Consider the following 11,253-nt stretch of genomic DNA (forward strand, 5'->3'; position numbering starts at 1 on the left):
GGGTGATGCAAGCCACACGGCAGGCATCCCGACCAGGGCACGGAGCCCGCACCGTATCACCCGAGGCAAGGACGAAAGATGTCTGAGACCACCACCGCCCCGACCATCCTGGAAATGCGGTCCATCACCAAGGAGTTCCCCGGGGTGAAGGCCCTCTCCGAGGTCAATTTGCTGGTGAAGGTCGGTGAGGTCCACGCCATCTGCGGCGAGAACGGCGCCGGCAAGTCCACTCTCATGAAGGTGCTCTCCGGGGTCTACCCCTTCGGGAGCTACCAGGGCGACATCGTCTACCAGAATGAAGTGCAGCAGTTCCGGGACATCCGTGCCAGCGAAGCCGCCGGCATCGTGATCATCCACCAGGAACTGGCGCTCATCCCCGAGCTCTCCATCATGGAGAACATCTTCCTGGGCAATGAACCCACCCGATTCGGCGTGATCAACTGGGCCGAGGCCCGCCGCCGCTCCATCGATCTTCTGGCCCGGGTGGGCCTGGCCGAGGACCCCGACACTCCCATCAAGGAGATCGGCGTCGGCAAGCAGCAGCTCGTGGAGATCGCCAAGGCCCTCAACAAGTCCGTGAAACTCCTCATCCTGGACGAGCCCACCGCGGCCCTGAACGAGAACGACTCCCAGCACCTGCTGGACCTGCTGCTCGGCCTCAAGGGCAAGGGCATCACGTCCATCATGATCAGCCACAAGCTCAACGAGATCGAACAGATCTCCGACTCCATCACGATCATCCGCGACGGCAAGTCCATCGAAACCCTGGACGTCAAGGGCGACGGCGTGGACGAGGACCGCATCATCAGGGGCATGGTGGGCCGCAGCCTCGAGTCCCGCTTCCCGGACCACACGCCGGCCATCGGCGAAACATTCTTCGAGGTCAAGGACTGGACCGTGGCGCACCCCCAGGTGGAGGACCGTATGGTCTGCAAGGGCTCCGAGTTCTTCGTCCGGCGGGGCGAGATCGTCGGCTTCGCCGGGCTCATGGGCGCCGGACGGACTGAACTGGCCCGTTCCCTTTTCGGCCGTTCGTACGGCCGGTACATCTCGGGACACATCATCAAGGACGGCAAGGAGATCACGCTCAAGACCGTCCGCCAGGCCATCGACCACGGCCTGGGCTATGTCACCGAGGATCGCAAGGCCCTGGGTCTGAACCTCCTGGACGACATCAAGACCACAACGGTGGCCGCCAATCTCAAGGGCGTGAGCAAGCACTTCGTGGTGAACGAGGACCAGGAGTTCCAGGTCGCCGAGGACTACCGCAAGTCGCTTCGCACCAAGACCCCCACCGTCGAGGAGGGCGTGGCGAAGCTCTCCGGAGGCAACCAGCAGAAGGTGGTCCTGGCGAAGTGGATGTTCACGGACCCGGACCTCCTGATCCTGGACGAACCGACCCGCGGGATCGACGTCGGCGCCAAGTATGAGATCTACGGCATCATCCAGAAACTCGCGGCCCAGGGCAAGGGCGTCATCGTCATCTCTTCCGAACTTCCCGAATTGCTCGGTCTTTCCGACCGGATCTACACGATTTTCGAAGGCTCCATCACCGGGGTCCTGGACAAGGCGGAAGCCGACCAGGAGAACCTGATGAAGCTCATGACAGCCAAGCGCCAGGCCGCCTGAACCCCTCTTCCCTCTGCTGCGGGAGTCCGCAGGCTCCCTCCCCACGCACCCAAGGAACCAGCAATGAATGCACTGAAAAAGATCTTCGGTGGAGACATCCGGCAATTCGGCATGATCTTCGCCTTGGTCGCCCTGATCGTCTTCTTCCAGATCATGACCGGCGGGATCACGCTCACCCCTGAAAACGTGATCAGCCTGTTCAACGGCAACTCCTACATCCTGATCCTGGCGATCGGAATGGTCCTGGTGATCATCGCCGGCCACATCGACCTTTCAGTGGGTTCCGTGGCCGCCTTCGTCGGCATCGCTGTCGCCCTCGCCATGCGGGACTGGGGCTTCCCCTCCTGGATGGGGGTGGTCTATGGCCTGTTGCTGGGAGCCCTGGTCGGCGCCTGGCAAGGTTTCTGGGTGGCCAAGGTCGGCATCCCCGCCTTCATCGTGACGCTCGCCGGCATGTTGCTCTTCCGGGGTCTGAACCAGCTCCTGGGGAAGTCCAACTCCGTCCCCGTGCCCGGCGATTTCCAGAACATCGGTGCCGGTTACCTTCCGGAGATCGGCCCCGACACTGGTTACAACAACCTCACACTGCTACTCGGGATCGTGGCGATCGTCGCCATCGTGTGGGGCGAACTCCGTCGCCGGAAGGCGTCCATCGCCCTCGGCGCCGAGGTCGAGGAGACCTGGGTGATGGTGACCCGTCTGGTGCTCATCTGCGGCGCGCTCCTGTACGCGACCTACCTGTTCGCCACGGGCCGGCCCGGGACCTCCTTCCCGATCTCCGGGATCATCCTGGCCGCCCTCGTCCTCGTCTACGGTTTCATCTCCTCCCGCACGGTGATCGGCAGGCACGTCTACGCAGTGGGCGGGAACAAGCACGCAGCCGAGCTCTCCGGCGTGCAGGCCAAACGCGTCGACTTCCTGGTCATGATGAACATGTCCATCCTGGCCGGCCTGGCCGGCATGATCTTCGTGGCCCGTTCCACCGCCTCCGGCCCGTTCGACGGTGTGGGGTGGGAACTTGACGCCATCGCGGCCGTCTTCATCGGCGGCGCCGCCGTCTCCGGCGGCGTCGGCACCGTGATGGGTTCCATCGTCGGTGGTCTGGTCATGGCCGTCCTGAACAACGGGCTCCAGCTCCTAGGCGTCGGCTCCGACTGGACCCAGATCTTCAAGGGCCTGGTGCTTCTGGCGGCCGTGGCCTTCGACGTCTACAACAAGTCCCAAGGGAAGCCGTCCATCATCGGGCTTCTCCTGAAGAACTTCCAGAAAACCCCCGAACCCCAGGCCGCCTGAGGCCCACAACCCCCGGACCGGTGGCACGAAGACCGTGCCACCGGATCATCAAAAGAAAGAGAACCCACCCATGCGTATGTTCGGAAAAGCGGGCAAAGCCGCCGCCGTCGCCGCCATCGCCGCCCTGGCTCTCACCGGCTGTGGCCGCGCCGAGACCGGCTCAGCGGCCAGCGGAGGCGCCTCCGGGGCCACCGGTTTCGCAAAGGACTCCCTGATCGGCGTCGCTCTGCCCCAGAAGACCAGTGAGAACTGGGTCCTGGCGGAGAAGCTCTTCAACGACGGTCTCTCCGGGGCCGGCTTCAAGGCGGACGTCCAGTTCGCCAACGGCGGCGTGTCCGACCAGCAGAACCAGATCACCAGCATGATCACCAAGGGCGCCAAAGTCATCGTGGTCGGCGCCATCGACGGCTCCCAGCTCGGCACCCAGCTCAAGCAGGCCAAGGACGCCGGCGCCGTCGTCATCGCCTACGACCGCCTGGTGAAGAACACCAACGCCGTCGACTACTACGTCGCCTACGACAACTTCAAGGTCGGTGAGCTCCAAGGTCAGGCCCTGCTGGACGGCATGAAGGCCAAGAAGCCTTCCGGCCCGTACAACGTGGAGCTGTTCGCAGGTTCCCCGGATGACGCCAACGCCAAGGTGTTCTTCGACGGGGCCATGAGCGTGCTGCAGCCGAAGATCGACGACGGGACTCTCAAGGTGGTCTCCGGCCAGAAGACCTTCGAACAGGCCGTGACCCAGGGCTGGAAGGCCGAGAACGCCCAGAAGCGCATGGACACCATCCTGGCCGGCAACTACGGCTCCGCCACCCTGGACGGCGTGCTGTCCCCCAACGACACGCTGGCCCGCGCCATCATCACCTCCGTGAAGGCGGCCGGCAAGCCGATCCCCGTGGTGACCGGTCAGGACTCCGAGGTGGAATCCGTGAAGTCCATCATGGCGGGCGAACAGTACTCCACCATCAACAAGGACACCCGCAAGCTCGTGGAACATGCGATCCAAATGGTCCAGGATCTGCAGTCCGGGAAGACCCCGGAGATCAACGACGACAAGTCCTACAACAACGGCGTCAAGGTGGTCCCGGCCTTCCTGCTGCCGCCGGTGATCGTGACCAAGGCCAACGTGGGCACCGCGTACGCCGGCGATCCTGTTCTCGGCCCGATCACGCAGGGCAAGTAACTCGCGTGTGAAACGCGGCGCAGACAGCGCCAGACGGCGGTGGCCCGTGGACGTACGTCCATGGGCCACCGCCGTCTCCGCGTTCCGCCGAGGGTGATCAGGCGATGCCGGGCAGATCCGCCACGGACTCCAGGATCGCCTCGTGCGGATGTACGGCCAGCTCCTCGCGGCCCAGCTTGCCGGTCAGGACGCCGACGCCGCGCACCCCCGCATGGTGGGCCGCCAGCAGATCCACCACGGTGTCGCCCGCCGCGATCACCTGGCGTACGTCCAGCACCCCGGTGCGCTCCATCGCGCGGTGGATCATGAACGGCGCCGGACGTCCGGTGCTGACCTCATCACTGGTGACCACGGCGTCCAGCACAAGTGCCGCATCCGCCGCGGCGTCGTCGTCGGCCAGTTTCCAGTTCAGGCTCTCCAGCAAGGGACCCGCGACGTCGGCCGAGAAGCCGGTGGTCAGCGCCACCTTGACGCCGCGCTCGCGCAGCCCGCGCAGCGACTCTTCGACGCCGGGCAGGGCGGTGGGCGGGTTGGCGGTGTACAGCTCGGCCAGGATGGCCAGGAAGCGCTGGAAGGACTTCGCCACCGTGGCCTCATCCGCCGGGTGGCCGCCGATCTTCAGCAGAGCCGTGATGGCCTCCACCTTGTCCGCGCCCATCCAGGTCTGGACGTCCTGATCCGTGGTGGGGACGCCGTTCTCCTCGACACTGCGTGCCAGGGCTCGGTACACGTCGCCGTGTTCGTCGATGGTGGTTCCGGCCATGTCGCAGGCGACGAGCTGGGTCATGTCACTGTCCTTCGGTGTGGATGCGGAGCAACGCCGCGCGCTGCTCCACGGTGTTGTCGATGATGAAGTTGGTGATGCCCGGGAGATAGCAGTCCTCGGCGAGTTCCACGGGAGTCCCGTCCTCGGTGGCCGTGAGACGCCGTTCCCGCAGCAGGGGTGAGCCCGCACGGGTGCCGAGGATCTCCGCCTGTGCCTCGCTCGCGGCCACCGCGTCGATGGTGTGCCGGGCACTGTGGATCCGGATGCCCTGGCTCTTCAGGTACTCGAAGATCGAGCCCGAGTCCGTGTCGAAGTCGATCAGAAGACGCCCCACCTCATGGACGAAGGTGCTGGTCTCCAGCATGGCGGGCTCACCGTCCAGGAGCCGCAGCCGCAGAACGTCCACCACTTTGTCCCCGGGACGGATCTCCAGGGCCTCGGCCGCCTCAGCGGTGGCCTGCCGGATGGCCAGCTCCACGGTGCGCTGCCCCGGTTCCTTGCCCATCTTCCGGGCCCACTCCGTGAAGGAGTTGAACGTGGAGAAGGACTGCGACGGGACTCCCCCGCGGACCACGGGCGACTTCCCCTGGCCGCCGGTGATGACGCCCTCGCTGCGCAGGAACGCGAGCGCCTGACGGATGGGTCCACGGCTGGTGCCGAACTCCCGGCAGAGCTCCGCCTCACTGGGAAGACGACTGCCCGCGGGCCATTCGCCGCTGTTGATGCGACGCATGAACTCATCGCTCAGACGAGCGTGCAAGGGTGCCGATGCTTGAGTGCTCACCACTTGATCATACAAGTGCGCTTCCGCGCCATTCCACGGAATTCTGCTCTTGATGATGAACACTTGATGAACCGAAGCGGCCTCCGGTGAACAATGCGTGAAGCTGTCTATACAAGTGCCGTTTCGGCTTGAAGAGCACTCGTCCGCTCCCGCACGCTGGATTCGTGAACAACGAAACCACCACCGATCTCCTGGTTGTCGGCGCCGGCATCATCGGCCTGGCCCACGCCGCCCTGGCCGTCGAACGCGGGCTCTCCGTACGGGTCATCGAGCGCGACCACCGGGCCGTCGGAGCCTCCATCCGGAACTTCGGCCACTGCTGCATCACCGCGCAGAGCGGCGAGCTCCTGAGGCTGGCGCAGGTGTCACGGAGGAACTGGCTGCGCATCTCCGAACTGGCCGGTCTGCACGCGGCGCCCACCGGCGCCGTCGTCCTCGCCCACAGCGACGCCGAGCTGGCCGTCCTGAAGGAGCTCTCCGCCTCCCGCGAGCCGGGACAGGTGGTCCTGCTGGACGCCGCGGAGACCCGCGCCAAGCTCGGCCCGGCGGGCGCGCAGGCGCCGTGGCCTGGGCTCATCGGCGGTGCCTTCCTGCGTGACGATCTGCGGGTGGACCCCCGCACCACCGTAGGCCGGCTTGCCGACTGGGTCGACAGCCGGCCACAGGCGATCGTGCACTGGAACACTCCGGCGTCCGGGTTCACCTCGGTGCCGGACGGCGTCAGGGTCACCACCCCCCGTGGGGATTTCACGGCGTCCCAGGTGGTGGTCTGCGTGGGTCACGACCTGGACCATCTCTTCCCCGAGGAGGCCGCGGAACATCGCATCCAGCGCTGCTCTCTCAACATGGCGCTGGGCCGCATGTCCGAGGGATTCCGCCTCTCCCCGGCCGTCCTCACGGCCACCTCCATGCTGCGCTACCCGGCATTCGTGGAGACCGAAGCCGCTGCGGAGCTCCGGGACCAGGTCACCACCACCGCTCCGGAACTGCTGGAGGTCGGTGCGAACATCATGTTCACCCAGCGTCCGGACGGGACCGTCATCCTCGGCGACTCCCATCACTACCACCGCACCGCACCCCCGTTCCTGGACGAATCCGTCAGCGAGACTCTCCTGGAACACCTCGAGAACACCATCGGCGAGCGCCCCAGGATCCTGGAGCGCTGGCAAGGTGTCTACGCCTCCTCCGAGGTGGCACCCCTCTTCGTCCAGGAGGTCCTCCCGGACGTCACCGCCGTCTCGGTCACCTCGGGGGTGGGCATGACCCTCTCCTTCGGAGTGGCCGAGCGGACCATCGATTCCCTGTTCACCTGACCCCACCCCCGCATTCCCCCTACGAAGGAACCATGATGAACAAGCCCAACCGCGTCCGGCTCATCGCCACGGCCGCAGCCTCGCTCACTGCCGTCCTCGCCCTGAGCGCCTGTGGTGGCTCCTCCCAGGCCGCCGGAACCGCCCCTTCGGCATCCGGCGCCTCCTCCGTCTGCCCCAATGGCGAGGTCAAGTTCGGCGTCGAGCCCTACGAAGCCCCGGACAAGCTGCTCCCGGCCTATCAGACCCTCGCCGACGCCCTCGGCAAGAAGCTCGGCTGCACCGTCAAGGTCCAGGTGGTGGACGACTACGCCGCCGAGGTCCTGGCGATGAAGAACGGCAAACTCGACCTCGGCGAGTTCGGCCCGCTGGGCTATGTCTTCGCCAGCCAGCAGGCCGGCGCCGAGCCGATCGCCTCCTTCGCCGACTCCACCGGCAAGCTCTCCAGCTACAAGGCCGGCATCTGGGTCCCCAAGGACAGCCCCATCCAGTCCATCAAGGACCTCAAGGGCAAGTCCCTGGCGCTCGGCTCCAACGGCTCCACCTCCGGTGACGCCCTCCCCCGCTTCGCGCTGAAGCAGGCCGGCATCGATGAAAAGGACGTGAAGCTGGACTACGCGGGCGGCCACCCCGAGGCTCTCCTGGCCCTCAAGAACGGCAAGGTCGACGCCGGCGAGATCAATACCCAGACCATGACCCGCGCCGTCGCCGAAGGGACCTTCAAGAAGGACGACTTCCGCGAGATCTGGGCCTCCGACCCCATCCCGAACGACCCCATCACCATCCGCAAGGACGCCGACCCGGCTTTCAAGAAGGCCGTCACCGACGCCATGCTCCAGCTGAGCCCCCAGGACATGCAGAAGGTGGGCGAGTTCCTGGACATCAAGCCCGCAGGCACTTTGATCGCCGTCACCAAGGACGAGTACAAGCCCCTCTTCGACCTCGCCTCCGCCCTCAACCTGACCGAAAAGAACCTCTGATGAACCGCCCGCTGCTTGACGTGACCTCCCTCGCCAAATCCTTCGGCGGACGGAAGGTCCTGGACGGGGTCGACTTCTCCGTCTCCCCCGGTGAACTCGTCGCCTTCCTCGGTGCCAACGGCTCCGGGAAATCCACCACGCTCCGCTGTGTCATGGGGATCACGGAGGCCGACGCCGGGACGATCAAGCTCGGCGGGCAGGACCTCGGCCTGCTGCAGGGCAAGTCCCTGCAGCAGGCCCGCAGGCGCGCGGCCATGATCTTCCAGAAGATCCACCTGGTGCCGCGCCGCACCGCACTCGAGAACGTCTGCACCGGGGCACTCGCCCGGATGAGCACCGGACGCAGCCTCAGCCCTCTCTTCTTCCCGGACGACATCCTCCAGGAGGCCATGGACTGCCTGGACCGCGTGGGGCTCGCCGACCGGGCCCACGACCGCGTGAGCCGCCTCTCCGGAGGCCAGCAGCAGCGCGTCGCCGTGGCCCGGGCACTCTGCCAGCGTGCCGACGTGGTCCTGGCGGATGAGCCCGTGTCCGCACTGGACCCGCACGCCGCCGAGCAGGTCATGCAGTTGCTGGCCGGGCTCGCGCATGAGCACGGCCTGGCCGTCGCCGCGGTGCTCCACCAGCCGGACCTGGCACTCCGCCATGCGGACCGGGCCATCGGTCTCCTCGGAGGACGCCTGGTCTTCGACTCCCCCGTGAGTTCGCTCGGCGCCGCCGATCTGGACCACCTCTACGCCCCGGACAGGATGGCCGCCGCATGAGCGCCCCCACCACGGGCGCCTCGGTGACGCCCCGCCCGGATACCGCACCCCGCCCAGTTCGCCGCAGCCGCAGGCGCTGGTTCGGCTGGGCGGCGCTGGCCGCCGTCGTCGTCTGGCTGCACATCCTGGCCATCCAGGGCACGGGCTTCGAGCCTCAGCTGCTGGTGGACGGCTGGAAGGGCATGGCCGACTTCCTGGCACAGTCCTTCCCCCCGGACCTGAACTGGGACAAGACCATCAAGCCGGGCCTGGACGCCACGCTGATCACGCTCTGGATCGGCCTGCTCGGCACCACGTTCTCCGTCCCCACCGCCCTGCTCCTGGCCGTGTTCGGCGCCCGGACCACCAGCCCAGCGGGCTGGACCTACCAGCTGGCCCGCGCCATCCTGTCCTTCTTCCGCGCGGTACCGGACATCGTGTTCGCGCTGATTTTCGTCACCGCCGTGGGGCTTGGCCCGTTCCCCGGCGTCCTGGCGCTGATCTGCCACAACACCGGCGTGATGGGCAAGCTCTGGGCCGAGGCCATGGAGGAGACCGACGGCGGGCCGCAGGAGGCCCTCCGCTCGGCAGGCGCCAACCGCCTCCAGCAGGTGGCCAATGCGACGCTGCCCATGGTGGTCCCCCAGTTCGTCGGCCTGCTGCTGTACCGCTTCGACGTCAACGTGCGCTCCTCCCTGGTCCTCGGCCTGGTGGGCGCGGGCGGTATCGGCCTGCTGATCAACCAGTCCATCAAGACCTTCCGCTTCGATGCCATGCTGACGCACATCCTGATCGTCCTGGTGCTGATCATCGTGGTGGACCAGCTCTCCGCCTTCGTGCGGCGGCGACTGGCGGCCTGACCGTCGGGCGGTCATGGGCCCATTCCCCGTGGCAGGGCCGGGTGCAATGATGGGGACCATGGCTTCACTCATCCCCCGCCCCTGGCTGCTGTCCCAAGAACAACAGAACCCGGCCGTCGCCACCGGACGCCGCCTGCGCTGGGGGATGGTCTCCACCGGGTCCATCGTCCAGAAGGTCTCCGCGGACCTGGCCCTGCTGCAGGACGCCGAACTGTACGCGGTCAGCTCCCGCTCGCAGCAGAGCGCGGACACCTTCGCCAGTGGCCACGGCTTCTCGCTCGGATACGGCGACGACGGCGGGATCCCCGGCTACCGGCGCATGGTGGAGGATCCCGAGGTGGACGTCGTCTACGTCGGCACGCCGCACGCGCAGCATTACGAGGTGGCCCGCGCGGCGCTGGAGGCCGGCAAACCGGTGCTGGTGGAGAAGGCCCTGACCATCAACGCCCGAGAGGCGGAGTCCCTGGTGAGCCTGGCCCGGGAGAAAGGCCTCTTCCTCATGGAGGCCATGTGGAGCCGCTTCCTGCCCTCCATGCAACGGGCGTTCGAGATCGCCCGCAGCGGTGAGCTGGGAACGGTCCAGTGGATCTCCGCAGATCTGGGTTTCCCTGCGCCGGCCAATCCGGACGCCCGGATCTGGGCGCGGAAGGACGGCGGCGGAGCGCTGCTGGATCTGAGCGTGTACCCGCTCCTGTGGCCGCTGGGCATCCTGGGCTTCCCCGACTCCGTGGTGGCACGCGGCACGCTGACGGATCAGGGCGTGGACGCCCAGAACCTGCTCAGCCTGGGGTACTCGGGCGGGGCGCAGGCCGGCCTGAACTCCTCACTCGTGGCGCACGGCCCGGGCAATGTGGTGGTGGCCGGGGACCAGGGCGTACTGCAGACCTTCGGTTCGGTGAACAATCCCAAGGAGCTGCACATCCGGACGGGCTGGAGCGACACCCGGGTGGAATCGTTCGAGACCGTGGGGACCGGTTACAGCTACGAACTCCGGGAGGTCACCCGCTGCATCCAGCAGGGCCTGACCGAGAGCCCCACCATGCCCTGGAGTGATTCGGTGGATGTCATGCGCCTCTTCGACGGCGTCCGCGCCCAGCTCGGAGTCACGTACCCGAACGACGAGCACTGAGCGGCGTCGAACCTCACCGCCCTTCCCGCGAGAGTGCAGAAGATGCCGCTAAAACCGAGGCGAGTTCAGAAGGTTAGCGCAACACCCTGATGGTGGAGGGTGTGCGTGGCGAAGAAGATCGCGTGGGAGGTCCGGGCGGAGGCGTATCACCGCTTGTTGGCGGGTGAGTCCGTGCTGGGTGTCAGCGAGGTTCTGGGTGTCTCCCGGACCGCGTTGAGTAAGTGGGCGATGCTTGCTGGTATGGAACGAGTGACTGGGCCGGTGGGCGGGGTCGTGGTGGCACCGGAACCGGTGCCACCACGACAGGCCCGGGTGAGGAGGTATGCGCGCCTGGGGTTGGAGGAACGGGCGTATATCCAGGCGTGTCTGGATCTTGCCGAGCCGTTCAGTGTCCGTCGGATCGCCCGGAATCTGGGGGTGGCGGCCTCCACTATCAGCCGGGAAATCCGAACGCATCAGCTCCGGCACTGGGAACAACACCACTATGACGCCAGGACCGCCGATCACCGGGCCCGGCGCAATCGGTCCCGGTCCCGGGCAGGGAAACTGGAGCATCCACCGCTGCGGGCCGCGGTTAAG

General features: G+C 66.7%; 11 protein-coding genes. 9 read left to right on the forward strand and 2 right to left on the reverse strand.

Going from position 1 to position 11,253, the window contains the following annotated elements:
- Positions 1-78: 78 nt before the first annotated feature.
- From mmsA to Q9R02_RS09925, 3 genes are all read left to right on the forward strand, one after another.
- Positions 79-1,629, forward strand: a complete 1,551-nt coding sequence (mmsA, locus tag Q9R02_RS09915; protein ID WP_305996512.1) for a multiple monosaccharide ABC transporter ATP-binding protein — start codon at positions 79-81, stop codon at positions 1,627-1,629.
- A gap of 63 nt (positions 1,630-1,692) precedes the next feature.
- A complete protein-coding gene (gene mmsB, locus Q9R02_RS09920; protein WP_305996513.1) occupies positions 1,693-2,922 on the forward strand; it encodes a multiple monosaccharide ABC transporter permease in 1,230 nt (409 codons plus the stop codon).
- Positions 2,923-2,992: 70 nt separating this feature from the next.
- Positions 2,993-4,102 (forward strand): substrate-binding domain-containing protein, encoded by a 1,110-nt coding sequence (locus Q9R02_RS09925; RefSeq protein WP_305996514.1) that lies wholly within the window; start codon positions 2,993-2,995, stop codon positions 4,100-4,102.
- Positions 4,103-4,199: 97 nt separating this feature from the next.
- Here the strand turns inward: Q9R02_RS09925 and Q9R02_RS09930 are convergent, their stop codons facing one another.
- A complete protein-coding gene (locus Q9R02_RS09930) occupies positions 4,200-4,889 on the reverse strand; it encodes a phosphonatase-like hydrolase (RefSeq protein ID WP_305996515.1) in 690 nt (229 codons plus the stop codon).
- Between the two features lies 1 nt (position 4,890).
- Positions 4,891-5,652, reverse strand: coding sequence for a GntR family transcriptional regulator (locus Q9R02_RS09935; RefSeq protein WP_305996516.1), 762 nt, complete (start codon positions 5,650-5,652; stop codon positions 4,891-4,893).
- 164 nt (positions 5,653-5,816) lie between these two features.
- Here Q9R02_RS09935 and Q9R02_RS09940 point away from each other — a divergent pair, with 164 nt between their 5' ends.
- The 6 genes from Q9R02_RS09940 to Q9R02_RS09965 all read left to right on the forward strand — a co-directional run.
- Entirely contained in the window at positions 5,817-6,965 is a 1,149-nt protein-coding gene (locus Q9R02_RS09940; protein ID WP_305996517.1) for a TIGR03364 family FAD-dependent oxidoreductase, read from the forward strand.
- A gap of 35 nt (positions 6,966-7,000) precedes the next feature.
- Positions 7,001-7,942: a phosphate/phosphite/phosphonate ABC transporter substrate-binding protein gene (locus Q9R02_RS09945; RefSeq protein ID WP_305996518.1), complete on the forward strand. Its 942-nt coding sequence runs from the start codon at positions 7,001-7,003 to the stop codon at positions 7,940-7,942.
- Positions 7,942-8,706: a phosphonate ABC transporter ATP-binding protein gene (locus tag Q9R02_RS09950; RefSeq protein WP_305996519.1), complete on the forward strand. Its 765-nt coding sequence runs from the start codon at positions 7,942-7,944 to the stop codon at positions 8,704-8,706. Before Q9R02_RS09945 ends, Q9R02_RS09950 begins: the two co-directional genes overlap by 1 nt.
- Positions 8,703-9,545, forward strand: a complete 843-nt coding sequence (gene phnE / locus Q9R02_RS09955; RefSeq protein ID WP_305996520.1) for a phosphonate ABC transporter, permease protein PhnE — start codon at positions 8,703-8,705, stop codon at positions 9,543-9,545. Before Q9R02_RS09950 ends, phnE begins: the two co-directional genes overlap by 4 nt.
- A gap of 58 nt (positions 9,546-9,603) precedes the next feature.
- On the forward strand, positions 9,604-10,674 hold the full coding sequence (locus Q9R02_RS09960; protein ID WP_305996521.1) for a Gfo/Idh/MocA family protein: 1,071 nt from the start codon (positions 9,604-9,606) through the stop codon (positions 10,672-10,674).
- A 105-nt stretch (positions 10,675-10,779) separates the two neighbouring features.
- Positions 10,780-11,253 (forward strand): helix-turn-helix domain-containing protein (locus Q9R02_RS09965; protein WP_305996522.1); only part of this gene is annotated, 474 nt, incomplete at its 3' end.

The sequence above is a fragment of the Arthrobacter horti genome, assembly GCF_030731045.1.
In the GTDB taxonomy this organism is placed as follows: Bacteria; Actinomycetota; Actinomycetes; order Actinomycetales; family Micrococcaceae; genus Arthrobacter_E; species Arthrobacter_E nanjingensis.